Origin of the sequence: Pseudomonas sp. CAN1, assembly GCF_030462585.1 — a bacterium.
Lineage (GTDB): Bacteria > Pseudomonadota > Gammaproteobacteria > Pseudomonadales > Pseudomonadaceae > Pseudomonas.
Genome location: NZ_JASMRU010000011.1, coordinates 1 through 19,517 on the forward strand (window position 1 = coordinate 1; position 19,517 = coordinate 19,517).

The 19,517-nt window shown below is 67.2% G+C and carries 14 protein-coding genes and 1 pseudogene; 8 read left to right on the top strand and 7 right to left on the bottom strand.

Annotated features, from left to right (window positions below):
- From QO207_RS16180 to QO207_RS16205, 6 genes and pseudogenes are all read left to right on the top strand, one after another.
- A pseudogene (locus tag QO207_RS16180) lies at nt 1-185 on the top strand (hypothetical protein); the annotation flags it as partial.
- A gap of 51 nt (nt 186-236) precedes the next feature.
- Entirely contained in the window at nt 237-683 is a 447-nt protein-coding gene (locus QO207_RS16185; protein WP_301533485.1) for an efflux RND transporter periplasmic adaptor subunit, read from the top strand.
- Nucleotides 683-3,736 (top strand): efflux RND transporter permease subunit, encoded by a 3,054-nt coding sequence (locus tag QO207_RS16190; protein ID WP_301533378.1) that lies wholly within the window; start codon nt 683-685, stop codon nt 3,734-3,736. Before QO207_RS16185 ends, QO207_RS16190 begins: the two co-directional genes overlap by 1 nt.
- Before the next feature lie 84 nt (nt 3,737-3,820).
- Nucleotides 3,821-4,825 carry a GlxA family transcriptional regulator gene (locus QO207_RS16195; protein ID WP_301533379.1) on the top strand — a complete coding sequence of 335 codons (1,005 nt, stop codon included), beginning with the start codon at nt 3,821-3,823 and terminating at the stop codon, nt 4,823-4,825.
- A gap of 27 nt (nt 4,826-4,852) precedes the next feature.
- Nucleotides 4,853-5,095 carry a DUF1272 domain-containing protein gene (locus QO207_RS16200; protein ID WP_301533380.1) on the top strand — a complete coding sequence of 81 codons (243 nt, stop codon included), beginning with the start codon at nt 4,853-4,855 and terminating at the stop codon, nt 5,093-5,095.
- A gap of 9 nt (nt 5,096-5,104) precedes the next feature.
- Nucleotides 5,105-6,274, top strand: a complete 1,170-nt coding sequence (locus tag QO207_RS16205; RefSeq protein ID WP_301533381.1) for an MFS transporter — start codon at nt 5,105-5,107, stop codon at nt 6,272-6,274.
- 234 nt (nt 6,275-6,508) lie between these two features.
- On the opposite strand, the gene nfuA is transcribed toward QO207_RS16205, so the two are convergent.
- The 5 genes from nfuA to QO207_RS16230 all read right to left on the bottom strand — a co-directional run bounded on the left by nfuA (nt 6,509) and on the right by QO207_RS16230 (nt 14,069).
- Nucleotides 6,509-7,093 carry a Fe-S biogenesis protein NfuA gene (gene nfuA, locus QO207_RS16210; protein ID WP_296288236.1) on the bottom strand — a complete coding sequence of 195 codons (585 nt, stop codon included), beginning with the start codon at nt 7,091-7,093 and terminating at the stop codon, nt 6,509-6,511.
- A 194-nt stretch (nt 7,094-7,287) separates the two neighbouring features.
- The gene (locus QO207_RS16215; protein WP_301533382.1) at nt 7,288-9,570 is read right to left on the bottom strand and encodes a fatty acid cis/trans isomerase; all 2,283 of its coding nucleotides are present in this window, start codon (nt 9,568-9,570) and stop codon (nt 7,288-7,290) included.
- A 70-nt stretch (nt 9,571-9,640) separates the two neighbouring features.
- On the bottom strand, nt 9,641-11,800 hold the full coding sequence (locus QO207_RS16220; RefSeq protein ID WP_301533383.1) for an ATP-binding protein: 2,160 nt from the start codon (nt 11,798-11,800) through the stop codon (nt 9,641-9,643).
- Nucleotides 11,785-13,002 (bottom strand): hypothetical protein, encoded by a 1,218-nt coding sequence (locus tag QO207_RS16225; RefSeq protein WP_301533384.1) that lies wholly within the window; start codon nt 13,000-13,002, stop codon nt 11,785-11,787. The genes QO207_RS16220 and QO207_RS16225 overlap by 16 nt, the downstream gene beginning before the upstream one ends.
- Nucleotides 13,003-13,262: 260 nt before the next feature.
- A complete protein-coding gene (locus tag QO207_RS16230; RefSeq protein WP_301533385.1) occupies nt 13,263-14,069 on the bottom strand; it encodes a hypothetical protein in 807 nt (268 codons plus the stop codon).
- A 272-nt stretch (nt 14,070-14,341) separates the two neighbouring features.
- Between QO207_RS16230 and metH the strand changes: the two genes are divergently transcribed.
- Together metH and QO207_RS16240 are read left to right on the top strand one after the other, a co-directional pair.
- Complete coding sequence (gene metH / locus QO207_RS16235; protein ID WP_301533386.1) at nt 14,342-18,034, top strand: methionine synthase; 3,693 nt, start codon at nt 14,342-14,344, stop codon at nt 18,032-18,034.
- 197 nt (nt 18,035-18,231) lie between these two features.
- Nucleotides 18,232-18,582, top strand: coding sequence for a 50S ribosome-binding protein YggL (locus QO207_RS16240; protein ID WP_301533387.1), 351 nt, complete (start codon nt 18,232-18,234; stop codon nt 18,580-18,582).
- A gap of 66 nt (nt 18,583-18,648) precedes the next feature.
- Here QO207_RS16240 and QO207_RS16245 read toward each other — a convergent pair whose 3' ends face one another.
- Nucleotides 18,649-19,008, bottom strand: a complete 360-nt coding sequence (locus QO207_RS16245; protein ID WP_301533388.1) for a hypothetical protein — start codon at nt 19,006-19,008, stop codon at nt 18,649-18,651.
- Between the two features lie 70 nt (nt 19,009-19,078).
- Nucleotides 19,079-19,489: a hypothetical protein gene (locus tag QO207_RS16250; protein WP_301533389.1), complete on the bottom strand. Its 411-nt coding sequence runs from the start codon at nt 19,487-19,489 to the stop codon at nt 19,079-19,081.
- Nucleotides 19,490-19,517: the final 28 nt, after the last annotated feature.

The window sequence follows — 19,517 nt, forward strand, 5'->3', positions numbered from 1 at the left end:
CTGGCGGTTTCGTCTCCGCCAAGCTGATCCCGGCCTACGGCTGGCATAGCCTGCTGCTGCTTGGTGCTGGCGGTTTCGTCTCCGCCAAGCTGATCCCGGCCTACGGCTGGCATAGCCTGCTGCTGCTTGGTGGTGTGTTGCCGCTGCTGCTGGCAGTTGTGCTGCTGGTGTGGCTGCCGGAAAGCCTGCTGGAGCGGGTCGACGGCGCCAGTCTGCGCACGGACTACCAGCCCATCGTGCGCCTGGCCCGCGTCCCCGGCCGCGATTTCCCCGCGCAGTACAAGGAGCACAGCACCCGCCCCGATCCGGCGACCCTGAGCTACACCGTCACCCTGACTCTGCAGCGGCCAACGGACGTCACCCTGCTGCCGGGCATGAGCGCCACCGTCGAGGTGGACTTCGCCCAGCTCGGCCGCGATGCCCAGGCCATTCTGCGCATCCCGGTCGAAGCGGTGTTCAGCGCCGATGACGGCGCGCCGGGGCAGAGCCAGGTGTGGGTGGTGAAAGGTGCAGGCGACGCGCTGCACGTCGAGCGCCGCGCGGTGCAGCTCGGCCAGCCGGGCGCCGCGGGCATCCAGATTCTCTCCGGGCTGGAACCGGGCGAGCGGATAGTCGCCGCCGGCACCGCCGAGCTGCGCGAAGGCCAGCACGTGCGCCCGTGGCAGCGCGAACGGGGGCTGTGATGGACATCAGCGGCTACTTTCTCCGCAACAAGGTGAGCAGCTGGATCGTCATCCTCCTGCTGGCCCTCGGCGGCCTCTACGCGATCCTCGAGATCGGTCGCCTGGAAGACCCGGCCTTCACCGTCAAGACCGCCGTGGTCGCCACCCGCTACGCCGGCGCCTCGCCGCAACAGGTCGAGGAAGAGGTCACCTACCCGCTGGAAAATGCCATCCAGCAACTGGCCTACGTCGACAAGCTGACCTCGATTTCCAGCGCCGGCCTCTCGCAGATCACCGTCAACGTGAAGCCGCAGTACCGCGCCGGCGAGCTGCCGCAGATCTGGGACGAGCTGCGGCGCAAGGTCAACGACCTCGCCCCGCACCTGCCGCCGGGGGTTTCGCCGCCGCAGGTGAACGATGATTTCGGCGACGTTTACGGCATCCTCCTGTCGCTGTCCGGCGACGGCTATAGCTACCAGGAACTGCGCGACTACGCCGACTACCTGCGTCGCGAACTGGTGCTGGTACCGGGCGTGAGCAAGGTGGTGGTCTCCGGGCTGCAGGCCGAGCAGGTCCAGGTGGAAGTCTCGCGGGAGAAGATGAACGCCATGGGCGTGCCGCTGCAGCGCCTGGTGGATTTGCTGAACCGCCAGAACGTGGTGTCCGACGCCGGCAGCCTGCGGGTCGGCAGCGAGAGCATCCGCCTGCACCCCACCGGCGAGTTCGCCGACGTCGGCGAGCTGGAGCGCCTGCTGGTCAGCGCGCCGGGCAGTGCCCAGCTGATCCGCCTGGGCGACATTGCCACGGTGCAGCGCGGCTTCACCGACACGCCCAGCCACCTCTGGCGCGCCGACGGCAAACCCGCATTGGCGCTGGGCATCGCCTTCGCTCCGCAGGTCAACGTGGTGAAGGTCGGCGACGCCGTGCACCTGCGCCTCGACCAGCTGGAAAGCGAGCGCCCGGCGGGCATGCAACTCACCCCCTTCTATGACCAGGCCGTGGAAGTGCACGGCGCGGTCAACGGCTTCCTGCTCAGCTTCGTCACCGCGCTGGCGATTGTCGTCGGCACCCTGCTGGTGTTCATGGGCCTGCGCAGCGGGCTGGTGATCGCCGGGGTGCTGGCGCTCAACGTGCTGGGCAGCCTGCTGCTGATGTACCTGCTGGGCATCGAGCTGCAGCGCATCAGCCTCGGCGCGCTGATCATTTCCCTGTGCATGCTGGTGGACAACGCCATCGTCGTGGTCGAGGGCGTGCTGGTCGGACGCCTGCGCGGCCAGGGCATCGACGCCGCGATCCGCCACATCGTTCGTCTCACCGCCCTGCCCCTGCTGGGTGCCACGGTGATCGCAGTGCTGGCCTTCGCGCCCATCGGCCTGTCCTCGGACTCCACCGGCGAATACTGCCGCTCGCTGTTCGACGTGCTGCTGGTGTCGCTGCTGCTCAGCTGGATCACCGCCATGACCCTGGCGCCGCTGTTCGCCCGCTGGGCCTTCGAGAAGATGCCGGTGAAGACCGACAGCGCCGAGCCGCACCAGGGCTGGCTGTACCGCGCCTATCGCGGCCTGCTGGAAGCCTGCCTGCGCCAGCGCGCGCTGACCCTCGGCGTGCTCGCCGTGGCGCTGGCCGCCTCGCTGCTGGGCTTCTCCCAGGTGCGGCAGAACTTCTTCCCGCCGGCCAACACGCCGATGTTCTTCGTCGACCTGTGGCTGCCCCAGGGCACCGCCATCGAGCACACCCGCGACCTCGCCGCCGAGATCGACCGGCACATCACCGCCCTCCCCGGCGTGGAGCGCACGGTGACCAGCATCGGCCAGGGCGCGCCGCGCTTCATCCTCACTTATGGCGCCGAGCGCCAGCACGCCAACTACGCCCAGGTGCTGGTGCGCACCGAAAACCGCGCGCAGATTCCGGAGCTGATTGCTGGCCTGCAGCATTACCTCGACGAGAACTACCCGCAGGTGCAGACCGGCCTCAAGCGCCTGATGTTCGGCCCTTCCAATGGCAGCGCCATCGAAGTGCGCCTGACCGGGGCGGACCCGCAGGAACTGCGCCGCCTCGGCGCGCAGGTGGGCGACATCCTCGCCGCCGACCCGGTGGCCACTGGCGTCAGCCACGACTGGCAGGCCCGCGCGCTGCTGGTACGCCCGCAGTTCAACGAGGCCCGCGGCCGCGAGCTGGGCATCGACAAGCGCGATCTGGACGGCTTGCTGCGCATGAGTTTCAGCGGGCTGACCGTGGGCATCTACCGCGACGGCACCCAGCAGATGCCGATCGTGGTGCGCGAACGCGATGTCGACGCCGGGCAGATCAACGACCTGATGCTATGGAGCCCGGTGAGCCAGCGTTACCTGCCCATCGAGCAGGTGGTCAGCGGTTTCGACAGTGTCTGGGAGGACCCGCTGATCCTGCGCGAGGACCGCAAGCGCACGCTGACGGTGATGGCCGACGTCGCCCCGCAGAGCGGCGAAACCTCCTCACAACTGCTCGGCCGGGTGCGCCCGCAGATCGAGGCGCTGCCGCTGCCGCCGGGCTACCAACTGGCCTGGGGCGGCGACGTGGAAAGCTCCAGCGACGCCCGCAACGGCGTGCTCGGCAGCCTGCCGATGGCCTTCCTGGCGATGTTCATCATCACCGTGCTGATGTTCTCCTCGCCGCGCAAGGCGCTGCTGATCTGGCTGACCGTGCCGCTGGCGATGATCGGCGTGACCCTCGGCTTCCTGCTCACCGGCATTCCCTTCGGCTTCATGGCGCTGCTCGGGCTGCTGAGCCTGTCCGGCATGCTGGTGCGCAACGGCATCGTGCTGCTGGAGGAAGTCGACAACCTTGTCGCAAGCGGCCAGCCGCCGCGCGAGGCGCTGGTGAACGCTAGCTGCGCGAGGTTGCGGCCGATCTGCCTGACCGCGCTGACCACCATCCTCGGTCTGGCGCCGCTGCTGCTGGATGCCTTCTTCCAGAGCATGTCGGTGGTCATCATGTTCGGCCTGGGCTTCGCCACGCTGCTGACGCTGATCGTGCTGCCGGTGCTGTATGCCAGCGCCTACCGGCTCGGCGGCTCGAAGGTGGCTATCGCCTGATTTGGCAAGATATGTGGGGTGACTGACGTTGCCGCCAGCGTCGGTCACCGCCACACTCGTGGCATCCAATGAACGAGTCTTGCCATGGAATCGCCGCGCCGCACCGCCTGCCTTCTCTACCCCGAGGTCATGAGCCTGGACATCACCGGGCCGCTGCAGGTGTTTGCCTCCGCCAACGTCGAGCGCCAGCGCCAGGGCCTGGCGCCGCTCTACGAGCTGCTGGTGCTGGGCGAACAGGCCGGACCGGTGGCGACCTCGGCGGGCATTCGTATCTGTGCCGACCAGGCGTGGCGGGAAGTCGATCCCGCAAGCCTGGATACCCTGTTGGTGCCCGGCGGCCTGGGCGTGCCGACGCAATGCGAAAACAGCGAGCTGCTGCGCTGGCTGGCGGCCGCCGAACCCCAGGTGCGCCGGCTCGGCTCGGTGTGCTCCGGCGCGCTGATTCTCGCCGCCGCTGGCGTACTCAACGGCCGCCCGGCCACCACCCACTGGGCGGACGTGGACGAGCTCTGCGCGGGCTTCCCCGAAGTGCTGGTCCAGGGCGACCGCCTGCACACCTATGACCCGCAGCGCCGTGACGGCGACGACCACGTCTTCACCTCGGCAGGCGTGACCGCCGGCATCGACCTCGCCCTGGCGCTGGTGGAGGCCGATCTCGGCCGCGCACTGGCCCTGGCCGTCGCTCGGCGTCTGGTGATGTTTCTCAAGCGCCCCGGCGGCCAGGCGCAGTTCAGCCACTGGCTGACCCCGGAGCCGACCCGCACGCCGCGCCTGGCCGCGCTGCTGGAATGGATTCCGGCGCACCTGGGCAACGACCTGTCGCTGGAGGCCCTGGCCGAGCAGGCCTGCATGAGCCCGCGCACGCTCTCGCGGGTGTTCATCAACGAACTGGGCATGGGGCCCGGCCGCTACGTCGAGCGGGTGCGCCTGGAAGCGGCGCGCGCGCTGCTGCAGGACGCCCAGGCGTCGATCAGCACGGTGTCGCGCCTGTGCGGCTTCGGCCATCCGGAAAACCTGCGCCGCACCTTCCACAAGCACCTGGCGATCAGCCCGCAGGAATACGCCGAGCGCTTCGGCCAGTTGCACTGACAACGACCACCACCCAAGGACCTTGCCATGCTCGAACTCCGCCCCGGCTGCGAATGCTGCGACCGCGACCTGCCCGGCGACAGCGCCGACGCACTGATCTGCAGTTTCGAATGCACCTTCTGCCGCGACTGCGCCGACCAGGTGCTGCACGGTAAATGCCCGAACTGCGGCGGCGAGCTGGTGCCCCGCCCGCGCCGCCCGCTGGCGAAACTGGCGACCAGCCCGGCTTCGACCCAGCGGGTGCTCAAGCCCAACGGCTGTCAGGGCTGAGGGCGGAGCATGCTGCTGCGCACCCCGGCGATCCGCCTGCTGTTCACCAGCCAGGCGCTGTACTGGTCCTGCTCGCTGATCGGCATCACCCTCACCTCGCTGGTGGGCGCCCAGCTCACGCCCCTCAACAGCCTGGCGACGCTGCCACTGGCGATCCTGGTGCTGGGCAACCTGCTGGCGGTGCAGCCGCTATCGCTGTTCATGCAGCGCCACGGGCGGCGGCGCGGCCTGTTGCTCGGCGCCGCCTGCGGTGTGCTGGGCGGGCTGCTCTGCGCGCTGGGCGTGTGGCTGGCGGACTTCCTGCTGTTCTGCCTCGGCGCGCTGCCCATCGGCGCCTATCAGGCGTCGGCGATGTACTACCGCTTTGCGGCGCTGGAGTCGGTGGATGAAAGCCACAAGGGCCGCGCCACAGCCTATGTGATCGGCGGCGGCGTGCTCGCCGCGCTACTGGCGCCGAGCCTGGCGCTGTGGTCGCGCAATGCGCTGCCCGCACCTTTCGTGGGTTCCTACCTGGCGATTGCTGCGCTGGCGCTGGTCGCCATCGCAGTGCTCAGCCGCTTGCCGGAAGGCGCTGCGCCCGCGCCGTCCACCGGTGGCTGGAAGGCGATGCGAGCATTGCTGTCGCGTCCGGCAATTCGCGCCGCCATGGCCTGCACCGCCGCCGGCCACGGGCTGATGATCCTGATCATGAACGCCACGCCGCTGGCCATGAGCTTCTGCGGCCTGCCGCTGGAGCGCTCGGTGAGCGTGATCCAGTGGCACGTGCTGGGCATGTTCCTGCCCGCCTTCGTCGCCGGCCCGTTAGTGGATCGCCTCGGCGGCCGCCGCGTGGCCTGGGTTGGCATGGCACTGCTGGCAGTGAGCGCGGCGGTGGCCCTGAGCGGGCAGTCGGTGGCGCAGTTCCTGGTCAGCTCGCTGCTGCTGGGCATGGGCTGGAACCTGATGTTGGTGGCCGGCACCACGCTGCTCGCCTTCGGCCATACGCCACAGGAACGTGGCCATGCACAGGGTCTGATGGAGCTGGGGAACGGCAGCCTGGCGGCGCTGATGTCCTTCAGCTCCGGCGCGCTGATCACCAGCGTCGGCTGGAGCGCGGTGAACCTGCTGGTGTGGCCGGTATTGCTGGTGGCGCTGGTGATGCTCTGGTCCGGGCGCAGGGAATTGGCGGCCGCTTCGTAGAGCGCATAACCCGGAACGGGTTATCCGCCGCCACGGCGGATAACGCCTGGGGCGTTGTGCGCCCTACGTTCTTTCTGCGCTAAGGCGGTTCGCGAGCAAGCTCGCTCCTACGAAGAGCACCGAAGTCCATCTGTAGGAGCGAGGGGGACGCCTAGTTCTTGCTCGCGAACCCTGCCCCAACCCAAACAAAAAAGGCGACCCGAAGGTCGCCTTTTCGCTGCTCGATCGCCTGACTCAGTAGTAGGCGTTCTCGCGGTTGCTGTGGTCGGTGACGTCACGCACGCCCTTCAGCTCCGGGATGCGCTCGATCAGGGTCTTCTCGACGCCATCCTTCAGGGTCATCTCGACCGCGCCGCAGCCCTGGCAACCGCCGCCGAAACGCAGCACGGCGATGTTGTCCTCGACCACGTCCACCAGGCTCACCTGGCCGCCGTGGCTGGCCAGACCCGGGTTGATCTCGGTCTGCAGGTAGTAGTTGATGCGCTCGGTGAGCGGGCTGTCTTCGTTGACCATCGGCACCTTGGCGTTGGGCGCCTTGATGGTCAGCTGGCCGCCCATGCGGTCGGTGGCGTAATCGACCACGGCGTCGTCCAGGAACGGCTCGCTGATGGCGTCGATGTAGGCAGTGAAGGCTTTCAGGCCGACCGGGGTGTCTTCCGCCTTCTGCTCGCCCGGCTTGCAGTAGGCGATGCAGGTTTCGGCGTACTGGGTGCCCGGCTGGGTGATGAAGATGCGAATGCCGATGCCGGGAGTGTCCTGCTTGGACAGCAGCTCGGCCAGGTAATCCTGTGCGGCTTCGGTAATGGTGATAGCGCTCATGGCAACTCCTCGCAAACGTGGCGCCAGTTTACGCCATTCGGGGGGACGGGATAAAGCCCTACCGTTTTAGTAGGAATAATTCGCAGCTGGGTCGAAGCGCTTTTCGCAGGACCGGGGGGACGCCTGGTCCTTGCTCGCGAACACCCCGCAACGTGGGGTTGGCTCGCGAGCAAGCTCGCTCCTACAGGTCCGGCTTAAAGGTTCTCGTAGCGGTTCATGTCCAGCACGCCCGCCTCCACCGGCTCGGTTTCGCGCAGGTAGGCATCCAGGTCGTGGAAGTAGAACCAGAACTGCGGGTGGCTGCGGCGGATGCCCCAGCGGTCGGCGACCTTCTCGAAATCGGCGGCGCTCTTCACCTGCTCCAGCGCCGAGACGAAATCACCCGCCTCGGCGGCCTTCAGGTTGAACATGAAGTTCGGGTAGCTGGAGAGCACGCCGGGGTAGATGGTCAGGGTGTCGAGCCCCGGCAGGTAGCGCAGCGACTCGCCCGTCATGAAGGCGACGTTGCTGTGGGCGCGATTGCGCAGCACGGTGTAGATCTCGCGCTGGCCGTCCGCCAGTTCCACCCGCAGGATGGTCGCCTCGGGGAACTGGTTGATCACCGCCAGCCCGGCGGCCGGGCGGCTGACCAGGCGGCTGAAGGCCTGCTCGGCGTCCTGCAGCGGCGCGGCGACAGTGTTGCGGTAGCAGGCGCCGTCCTCGCACAGGTTGATCGGGTCGGGCCGCGCGTTGAGCGCCACGTAGTGCTTCAGCAGCTCCTTGGCAAAGGCCAGCTTGGCGCCCTTCTCCGGCAGGAAGATGCCGGTGGGCGCGTCACTGTCGGAGTTGTAATAGTCGGCCCACATCTTCAGCTTGCCGCTGCTCTGGTACCAGTCATCCAGCAGTTTCTTGCGCGCGCCGACCGGCATCAGGCGCAGGAAGTTCTGCTCGGCGCCGTTGCGGATCAGGTCGAAGTACAGCCGCGTCTGCGCCTGGTGGGCGACGTTGCCGAACACGTCGAAGTTCACCACCAGCCCGTAGTAGGTGCGCTCCAGCAGCGGATAGTCCATCCACCACATGGTCTGCGGCACGCCGCCGATCAGGCCCTTGCGCACCGAAGCGCTGTCGTACTGGCGGAAGATGCTCAGCACGGCGTTGTCGTTGCCGGCCCAGATATCGCCCCAGGTCGGCGCCGGCGCGTCGTCGTAGACGTCCTGGCGCAGCTCCTCGTACTTGTTGCGCTTGTCGCGGTAGGAGCGCCACTGCGAGAGCATGGTGCCCACGTCGTCGATCTGCCCCGGCAGCGCCAGCAGCGGCGAGGCCTGGGCCTGGAACTTCGGGTCGGTGACGTAGAGGTCGTGATCCGGGTCCTGGAACACCGCCCAGAAGTTGTCGCGGATCACGTCGGTGGCGATCTGCCCACGGCACACCGGCCCGCGGATGAAGGTGCGGACGAAGTACTCGGCGTTATCCAGCATGAACTGGTAGCGCGCCCGCGCCGGGATCGCCTCGAAGGTCACGAAGGGGTTGGCGCGGTGCTGCAGGCCATAGCCGGGCACCTTGTCGGTGTTCCAGTCGCTGCCGTAGAACAGCTCCTGGTTGCGCTTGAGGCGGGCCTCGTTGAGCGGATAGGTGATGTGCGTCTTGTGCACGATCACACCCTGGATAGGCCACAGGCGGTAATAGAAGGTATTGCCCGGATCGTCGTTCGGCCGGCGTGTCGCAATCGGGTCGATGGGCTGGCCACTGGGCGTGCGCGAACGCACCAGCTGGAAGAAGTGCCCCGGCTCGCCACGCTCGGTGAAGTACAGGTGGGCGAGGAACAGGTGCTCGTAGATCCAGCGCTGCACCAGGCTCTGGCGCGCGCCGGGCTGGTTGAGGAAGGCCTCCCAGTCGGCGATCTGCGCGGCCTCGCCGGCGCCCGGCTGCCAGGCCTTTTCGTCCACCGGTGCGCCCTGGGCCAGCCAGGTCTTGATGGTCATGAGCTGCTTGTCGCTCAGGCCGGTGACCGCGAAGGGCATGCCGCTGCGCGGGTTCTTGGCGATGAAGTCGTCGATGCTGTCGGGCGTCGGGCACTGGTTGGTGCGGTTGATCGACAGGTCCAGGCCGTCAGGGATTTTCGCGTTGGGCACCAGCGGATGCTCATGGCCCAGGTCGATCATCCGCGCCATCAGCGCGGCCTGGCTGCCACGGCCATCGAGCACCGACCAGAAGTCCTTGCGCCGCCAGGCGTCGGCGCCCTGGGCGTCGAGGAACAGCCGGGTCGGGTCCTGCGCCCTGGTGCGCGCACCGTCATACACCGGCAGCTTGTTCGCCCCGCGCTGCGCGCCTTCGGCGGCGGTCAGGTTGAGCTGACACGGCGAGTCGTAGCAGGCGTGGCAGGCCACGCACTTCTCGGTGAAGATCGGCTGGATATCGCGGGTGTAGGACATCGATTCGGCACGCAGGCCCACGCTGGCCATGAGCAGGGCCAGTAGCACAAGAATCCGGGGGAGCATGGGAGCGTTCCTTGACCAGTAACCGCGGAAGTCTACCAATTCGCGGGCTCGCCGGCTGCGCGCCTTTTGCCTAGTGGTTGCCCTGGGTCATTGCCGACAGCTCATGGCGAATGAGCAACGGCAGCTCGGCGGCCTCGAACTGGCCGGCGAACAGCGGCACGGCGAACTCGTAGCCTTCGCCACTGCGCTTGAGCACGAAGGCCAGTTGCAGGCGCGCGAGGGATTGCTTGAGCGCCACCGCATCGGTGTGCTCGCCGAACAGCTCGATCAGCCCGGCGAGGCTGGTGCTGCCGTGCTGCGCGGTGTGGTAGACAAGGATGCGGTCCAGGCGACAGGCGGCTTCGTCCTGGCTCAGGCGGCCCCAGCCGGCCAGCGCATCCTGCAACGCCTGGGACGCCAGCGCGCCCTTGAGTTGCAGGCGCTCGATCACCCGCGCGCCCGGCGGCAGCGCTTCCAGGCATTCCTGGCAGAGGATCGCCACCAGGTTGGCGCGCTGGCCGCTGGCGTCCACCAGGTCTTCGAGCAGGGTGTCGCTGGCGAAGCCCAGGCGCAGGCTGGCCAGCGGCACGCTGGCCAGTTCCCGGCAGGCCTGGCGCTCCAGCGCGCCGATGGTCAGCACTTCGCCGAAGTTGCGCAGCGGCGACTGGTAGTCCAGCACGGCGGTGGCGTAGAGGTCCCAGAAACCGGCGAGCATGAACCAGCAGCGGCCCTCCTCGCTCAGCGCGCGCAGGGTCGATAGCTGCGGATAGCCGTTGGCGGCCTCGTCGCGGAAGAACAGGTCGGCCTCGTCGATCAGCAGGAACAGGCGTTTGCCGGCGTGCTGCGTGGCGATGTGCTCGACGATGCGGTCCAGCGGGCTGTCCGCCGGCAGGCCGAACTGCAGCGCCAGCCGTGGCGTGAGGCGGTGATCCCGTAGCGAGACGTAATGACAGACCATCTGCGGATGGTCCTCCAGGCGCCGCTGCACGGCCTTGAGCAGGCTGCTCTTGCCCAACTGGCGGCCGCCGACCACCAGGTAGTTGGCCGGCTCACGGCCCAGCACCCGCGCCAGCAGCTGGTCACGGCCGAAGAACGAGCTGGCGCGCACCACGCCGCCACGGGTCTGGTACGGCGAGATGCGGGTCAGCCGCAGCTGTGCGGCGAGCAGGCGTAGCAGCAGCTCGCCGGCATTGCCGCCGAGCAGCCAACGCGTCTGTTCGCGGGAGTCGATGGCGACACAGAGGTTGGCGGTGTCTGCGCAGTACTTGAGCAGCTGCGGCTGCCCCGTCTTTGCCAGCACCAGCATCACGTCGATCCCGGCATTGACGCTGCGCAGGTGCTGCATGATCTGCCCGTCGTGCTCGTCCGGCGCCGGCACATAGACCAGGCAGCGGTCCAGCGATACCGGCACGCCGTCGGCCAGCTTCCACTCGAAGACACGCCCGGGCAGAGACCAACCCCAGCTGACCTGGCAACTGGCCCCCAGCGCCAGAGCGAGGGCCTGCGCGCGCTGCTCGGCTTCGGCGCCGGCGTAGTCCAGCGCCTGCTGCCAGCTGGCCGCATCGACCCCGGCAGCACGCAGGGTTGCCTGGCGGCGGCCGAGCAGGCCAAGCAGCCGATCCAGCTGGCGCAGGTCGGCGGTGTCGGTATCCAGCAGCCGCTGCGGGCGCAGCTGCACCGGCCCCAGCAGCGGGTGGCGGAACAGCAGGAGCAGGCCGGCGATGACGAACAGCAGCACGCAGATGACCAGCAGCCAGCGCAGGCTTTCCACCAAAGGGTTTTCCGCCGGGGCAGCGTCGTCCCGGACCAGGCAGCTGCTCATCAGGTAGCGCTCGGGGATCGGCGGATTGCCCGGTCGGCAGCTCCACTCGCTGCTGCCTGGCGGCATGTCGACTATCACCTGCTTGCCGGCGAGCACGCCCAGCTCGGCGCGGTCCTCGATGGTCATCACCAGGCGCTGCGGCTGTGGCGACACGACTTTCAGGATCGGGTCGCGTAACGGCGGCGCGTGGGCCTGGATATCCGCGGGCCAGTGCCCTTCGATCTGCTGCGCCTGCATCATCGCCGTGCGCCAGCCGGTCATCTCGCCGAAGAACTGCTCGAAAGCCTCGTTGCCCAGCGCCGAATCGCGGGTGAAAGGGTTGAGCTGCGGCGCCAGCACCGCACTGAACAGCAGGAAGGTGGCGGTGGCAATGAACAGCAGGCGCTTGACCCGCACCGCGCCGCGCTGCCGGTTCAGGCTTCGACCCATGCGTCCAGCACCTGCCGGCCGGTCTGCCGGATGATTTCGCAGCGCCACGCCAGGCGCGCGGAATCGCCCTGGCCACGCACGGTGATCAGGTTGTTCCAGAACAGCCGGCGCAATTCACCGTCGGCCAGGTAGGGACTGGCGCGGCCCAGGTCGACAGCGTCCAGGCGCTGGCGCAGACGTTCGCGTGAACTCTCGGTTTCCGCCAGCGGCAGGAAGGCCTGCCACAGCCGCGCGCTGCGCGACAGCAGTTCGTGCAGGGCACGCCGCGACTCGGTCGTCAGCGCCTCGTGCTGCACCAGCCACTCCAGCCCTTCTTCGGCCAGCGCCGGATGGCCGCCACAGCTTTCCAGAAGCTCGCCGAGCATCGCCTGGTCGAAGCGCCGCTCCGGCCAGCGGCGCTGGGCGAGCAGCGCGAGGTCGGCCAGGGTCAGCTCGGACCAGTGGCTGACCTGGGCGATGTTCAGCAGCGACAGGTCGCCGCTGCGGTATTTCAGGTCGGCCAGCCCTTCCCCGCCGCACAGCAGCAGGTGCAGGCGGCCACTGTGCATCTCGCTGAGGCTGCGCAGGATGCCGGCGAGCATCTCGCGCAACTCCGGGGTGCCCTGCTCGAAACGACTGACCAGGCAGAACAGCCGCTCCCCCGCCAGCAGGCGACGCTCCAGCGCGGCTTCGAATTCGTAGTCCGAGGTGACGTCGGCAAAGCCGCACTGGCGGCCGATGGCGGCGAAGTAGTCGGCACTGACGGTGCTGGCGCTGTAGGGCGGCTGGATGTGCAGCACCGACTGCTCGCCATACAGCGCGCGGGCGCGGCCCAGCAGCTCCTGGCGGAACGGCGGCTGGCCCCAGTGCGCCTGGGACAGCAGCAGGACAATGGGATACGGCGTGAGCCGACGCAGCTGGTCGAACAGCGATTCGATGTAGGGCGCGAAAGGCACGCTGCCAGCGGTTTCGGCCTGCAGCGGGAATTCCTGCTCGAAGCCGGCGGCGCTGAACAGGCGGTTGGTTTCCAGCTCGGTCAGGCGCAGGTAGCGCGCGCAGGCGATGAGCTTGTCGCGGGATTTCGGATTGGGCAGCGACAGGCCGTTGCGCCAGTTGTTGACCGCCTCGCGGCTCAGGCCGATTTCCGTCGCCACGCCCGAGGCGCTGGCGCGAATCCGGCGCATGTAGAGCGTCAGCAGTTGCGAGAAAGCATCCGTGTCCAAGGTCGCCAATCCATAGCTCCCGTCCGGCGACCAGCCGCGCCAGACACTCCATCCGCGCCGGTCTTGCAGTGCTGCCGGCTTCATGACCCAGCGCAGGTTCATGACGCTGCGCCAGCGACGAGAAGGCAGATAGCCACTACCTCTCGCCGCGCGCCAGCATACGCACGGCGGGGGTTCGCGCCTAGATGGGTGCGACAGCGTTTCACCTTCGGCTGCGACGGATTTCGCATTTCGCGGCCAGCGACCGACGGGCCGGCCGCTCAGTCCGTCCCCTCGGCGGCCTCGGGCTCCTCGCTCTTCTCGCTGAGGTCGCTGTACTCGACCCAGCCATAAAGCAGCGGCAGCACGATGGCGAGCAACACACCCAGGCCCAGCCACATCCAGAAGCCCTTGAAGAACACCAGCGCCAGCACGGTGAAGATCACCGCGTGCAGCAAGCCTTTGGCCATCTGCCAGAGCACCAGCCCGGTCTTGATCACCCCGCCCGGCCCGACGCCGGTCTGGCGCGCTACCTTGGCCAGTTCGGTGATGCCCTCCACCAGCGCCTTGGCCTTCTCCTCGTGCTCGCGCTCCTCCTCGATGAGCTTGCGCAGCGGCACCGGGCGCGGCACGCAGACGCTGGTGTCCTCCTCGCCGTCCTCGCGGCGGGCGTCCAGTTGGGCGCTGACGATAGGCTCGATGAAGGGCTCGCGGTGGTACAGGTCGGAGCGATTCACCAGCTTGCCGTCAAGGAAGTGGTGGCGCTGGGTCTCGCCGACCTGGTCGTGGAATACCTCGATCACCGCTGCCCGCAGGCCGTGCTCGAACAGGCCCTCCAGCAACTCCAGCGGCAGGTTGGCGCGTACCGAGGTGTCGAAGTCCAGGCGGATGTATTCAGGCTGTGCGCTGAATTGCTGGTTGAACCACTCGTCCTGCCAGATTGCCGAGAAGTCGACGCCCAGGCGCTGCTGGTAGCCGAGGGATTTCTCCGGGTCGTCGCGCATCAGGTTGACCAGCGACAGCACGCACAGCTCGTGCGGGCCCTGCTCCTTGAAGAACAGCATCAGGGTATTGGCGTTCTGCGACATGGGGGCGTCTCCTTGCGGGATGAATTCCTGGGCCGGGCCGCCGGACGAGAATCTTCTTCATCCGTGCTGCCGTATGCCGTGGATTCTTCCAGCAAGCCCGCCGCCAGGCAGTTCCGGACTTGTCAGGTGCGGCTGGGGTGCGGTTGACGCGCCGTCAAGTCGTCCCCGGCGCCAACATGAGCGAAATTCATGGAAAACCGCGAACCACCGGAAAGCCGTGCAGCTTTGCTATCATCAGCGACCTTTCGTCACGCCCTTTTCCAGGACTTCCAATGATCGACCGTGCCGCACGCCTGCAAGCCCTCCAGCAAGCCCTCAAGGAGCGCATCCTGATCCTCGATGGCGGCATGGGCACCATGATCCAGAGCTACAAGCTGCAGGAAGAGGACTACCGTGGCGAGCGCTTCGCCGACTGGCCGAGCGACGTGAAGGGCAACAACGACCTGCTGCTGCTCAGCCGTCCGGATGTCATCCAGGCCATCGAGAAGGCTTATCTCGACGCCGGCGCCGACATCCTCGAGACCAACACCTTCAACGCCACCCGCGTGTCCCAGGCCGACTACGACATGCAGGAGCTGGCCTACGAGATCAACGTCGAGGGCGCGCGCCTGGCCCGTGAAGTGGCCGACGCCAAGACCGCCGAGACCCCGGACCGCCCGCGCTTCGTCGCCGGCGTCCTCGGCCCGACCAGCCGCACCTGCTCGATCTCCCCGGACGTCAACGATCCCGGCTTCCGCAACGTCACCTTCGACGAGCTGGTGGAGAACTACAGCGAATCGACCCGCGGCCTGATCGAAGGCGGCGCGGACCTGATCCTGATCGAGACCATCTTCGACACCCTCAACGCCAAGGCGGCGATCTTCGCCGTGCAGGGCGTCTATGAAGAGCTGGGCGTCGAGCTGCCGATCATGATTTCCGGCACCATCACCGACGCCTCCGGCCGCACCCTGTCGGGGCAGACCACCGAAGCCTTCTGGAACTCGGTGAGCCACGCCAAGCCGATCTCCGTCGGGCTGAACTGCGCCCTCGGCGCGAAAGAGCTGCGCCCGTACCTGGAAGAGCTGTCGAACAAGGCCGGTACCCACGTCTCCGCGCACCCCAACGCCGGCCTGCCGAACGCCTTCGGCGAGTACGACGAGACCCCGGCGGAAATGGCCGTGGTGGTGGAAGAGTTCGCCGCCTCGGGCTTCCTCAACATCATCGGCGGTTGCTGCGGCACCACGCCGGGGCACATCGAGGCCATCGCCAAGGCCGTGGCGAAATACGCCCCGCGGGCGATTCCGGAAATCCCCCGCGCCTGCCGCCTGTCGGGCCTTGAGCCGTTCACCATCGACCGCAACTCGCTGTTCGTGAACGTCGGCGAGCGCACCAACATCACCGGCTCGGCCAAGTTCGCCCGGCTGATCCGCGAGGAGAACTACGCCGAAGCGCTGGAAGTGGCGCAGCAGCAGGTGGAAGCCGGCGCCCAGGTGATCGACATCAACATGGACGAGGGCATGCTGGACTCGAAGGCCGCCATGGTCCGCTTCCTCAACCTGATCGCCTCCGAGCCGGACATCTCCCGCGTGCCGATCATGATCGACTCCTCCAAGTGGGAAGTGATCGAGGCAGGCCTGAAGTGCATCCAGGGCAAGGGCATCGTCAACTCCATCTCCATGAAGGAAGGCGTCGAGCAGTTCAAGCACCACGCCCGCCTGTGCAAGCGCTATGGCGCTGCGGTGGTGGTGATGGCCTTCGACGAAGCCGGCCAGGCCGACACCCAGGCGCGCAAGGAAGAAATCTGCCAGCGCTCCTACGACATCCTGGTCAATGAAGTGGGCTTCCCGCCGGAAGACATCATCTTCGACCCGAACATCTTCGCCGTCGCCACCGGCATCGAGGAACACAACAACTACGCGGTCGACTTCATCGAGGCCTGCGCCTACATCCGCGACAACCTCCCCTACGCCCTGACTTCGGGCGGGGTGTCGAACGTGTCGTTCTCGTTCCGCGGCAACAACCCGGTGCGCGAAGCGATCCACTCGGTGTTCCTTTTCTACGCCATCCAGAACGGCCTGACCATGGGCATCGTCAACGCCGGCCAGCTGGAGATCTACGACGAGATCCCCAAGGAGCTGCGCGACAAGGTCGAGGACGTGGTGCTCAACCGCAGCCCGGACGCCACCGAAGCGCTGCTGGCCATCGCCGATAACTACAAAGGCGGCGGCGCGGTCAAGGAAGTGGAAGACGAAGAGTGGCGCAGCCACAGCGTCGAGAAGCGCCTGGAACACGCGCTGGTCAAGGGCATCACCACCTTCATCGTCGAGGACACCGAGGAGTGCCGGCAGAAATGCGCGCGCCCCATCGAGGTCATCGAAGGCCCGCTGATGAATGGCATGAACGTGGTCGGCGACCTGTTCGGCGCCGGCAAGATGTTCCTCCCGCAGGTGGTGAAGTCCGCCCGCGTGATGAAGCAGGCGGTGGCCCACCTGATCCCCTTCATCGAAGAGGAAAAAGGCGACAAGCCCGAGGCCAAGGGCAAGATCCTCATGGCCACGGTGAAGGGCGACGTGCACGACATCGGCAAGAACATCGTCGGCGTGGTGCTGGGCTGCAACGGCTACGACATCGTCGACCTGGGCGTGATGGTCCCGGCGGAGAAGATCCTGCAGACCGCCATCGCCGAGAAATGCGACATCATCGGCCTGTCCGGTCTAATTACCCCGTCGCTGGACGAGATGGTCCACGTCGCCAAGGAAATGCAGCGGCAGAACTTCAGCCTGCCGCTGATGATCGGCGGCGCCACCACCTCCAAGGCGCACACCGCGGTGAAGATCGACCCGCAGTACAGCAACGACGCGGTGGTCTACGTCACCGACGCCTCCCGTGCGGTGGGCGTGGCGACCACCCTGCTGTCGAAGGAAATGAAGCCCGAGTACGCCCGCAAGCTGCGCGAGGAGTACGCGGAAGTCCGCGAGCGCACCGCCAACCGCAGCGCGCGCACCGAACGCCTGAGCTACGAGCAGGCCATCGCTGCCAAGCCGAAGTTCGACTGGGCCGGCTACCAGCCGCCGGTGCCGAGCTTCACCGGCGTCAAGGTGCTGGAAGACATCGACCTCAACGTGCTGGCCGAGTACATCGACTGGACACCCTTCTTCATCTCCTGGGACCTGGCCGGCAAGTACCCGCGCATCCTCACCGACGAAGTGGTCGGCGAAGCGGCGACCAGCCTGTTCAACGACGCCCAGGCAATGCTGAAGAAGCTGATCGACGAGAAGCTCATTCGCGCCAAGGCGGTCTTCGGCTTCTGGCCCGCCAACCAGGTGCACCACGATGACCTGGAAGTCTACGGCGACGACGGCCACAAGCTGGCCACCCTGCACCACCTGCGCCAGCAGACCATCAAGCCCGACGGCAAGCCGAACTTCAGCCTGGCCGACTTCGTCGCACCGAAGGACAGCGGCGTGAAGGACTACGTCGGCGGCTTCATCACCACCGCCGGCATCGGCGCCGAGGAAGTGGCCAAGGCCTATGAGGCCAAGGGCGACGACTACAACGCGATCATGGTCAAGGCCCTCGCCGACCGCCTCGCCGAAGCCTGCGCCGAATGGCTGCACGAGCGCGTGCGCAAGGACTACTGGGGCTACCAGCCCGAGGAGCACCTGGACAACGAGGCGCTGATCAAGGAGCAGTACGTCGGCATCCGCCCGGCCCCCGGCTACCCGGCCTGCCCCGACCACACCGAGAAAGGCACGCTGTTCCAGTTGCTCGACCCGAAGGGCGATTCCGGCGTGACCCTGACCGAGCACTACGCCATGTTCCCCGCCGCTGCCGTCAGCGGCTGGTACTTCGCCCACCCGCAGGCGCAGTACTTCGCGGTGGGCAAGGTCGACAAGGACCAGATCGAACGCTACAGCGCGCGGAAGGACCAGGAAGTTGGCACCAGCGAGCGCTGGCTGTCGCCGAACCTGGGGTACGACTACTAAGCAGCCCCCATATCGCGACTGGGCGCGACCGGGCCCGCCCGGCGCGACAGGCTCGTCAGGGCTTTCCGCGGCCCGCGGAAAACCTTCGCTGCACTTGCGCCGCAGATGCGGGATAATCCCGCCATCCTGGGTACCCCCGGGCCACAACGGATCGAAGCCGGCCACCCGCCGGGCTTCCGCTGACGAGAGCAATGCGAATGAAATACCTCACCCCCGAACAGATGGCCAAACCGCGCAAACGCCGCCTGCTGAAGAAGCTGCGCCTGGCCGAATTCCAGGAGTTCGGCTTCAGCCTGGAAGTGAACTACACCGGCGACCTGGATGACGTGCTCGACCAGTGGATCGCCTTCGTCGAGTCCGAGGGCTGGGTCTTCGTCGGCGGCGCCACCGAAGACGGCGAGTTCACCGGCTACCTGTGCCTGAACGCCGTTGGCAGCCTGACCGAGGCTGACCGCGAAACCACCCGCCTGTGGCTGGAAAAACAGTCCTGGGCCAAGTCCTTCGAACTGGGCGACCTCAGCGACTGCTGGCACGGCCTGTTCGAGTAAAGCCTGCACCACAGCAAACGCGGGCGAGCCTCCCCAGCTCGCCCGCATTAGCATTCCGATCCCTCCTCAGATAGCCATCTGCCCCTCCACTTCCTGGAGCTTGCGGCGAGCCAGGGCGAGGTTGGCCTTGACCTTGTCCAGCACGTAGTACATGAACACGCCGTCGTGCTTCGCCATCGGTCGGATGATGTGGTACTGGCGGCCGAGGGTGATGAGGATGTCCTCGATCACGTCGTTGAGCGCCAGGGACTTCATGGTCTTGAGCTTGGCCCGCACCACCTCGGTGTTGCCCGCTGCGGCCAGTTCCAGGTCCACGCCGCCGCCCGCTTGCCCAAGCAGCATGCCGCTCTTGGCATCCACCACGGCCGACGCCAGAGCTCCATCCAGGTTCAGCAGTTCGTCCAGCGATTGTTGCAGTGCAGCCATAGCGATTACTCCTCAGTGCGCGTTCTGTTTTAGGGGCCCCGCAGCCGCGCGCGCCGCGAAGCCGTTTGTCTCAGCCGACCAGCGACAAGTCCGCCAGCCGTGTCGCCGTGCGCTTGGCCTGGTAAAGCACCTGCCCCAGCATCTCCTCGCGATCGGCGACCAGGTTGAGAATCATCGGGTAGCTCGGGTGCGGAATGTCGACGATGACGATGTAGCCTTCGCTGGCCTCGACTATCACGTTCTGGTGCGGTCCGACTTCGCTTTCCTGGCCGACCATGGCGCCCAGCGCCGAGATCGAGCAGGCCATGGCCGCCAGCTTGGAAACTTCCAGCCCTTTACCGGCGCGCGAAGCCACTTCGAAACCATCGGTGGTGGCGATCACCGCCGCGCTCAGCCGACCCAGGCTGGCGCCGAGTTCATCCAGCGCGCGCTCGGCATCCTGGCGCAGCCGATCCGGCAGGCTCATCAAGGCGTGTTCCATCATCGACTCCAATCCGTGTGAACGTCAG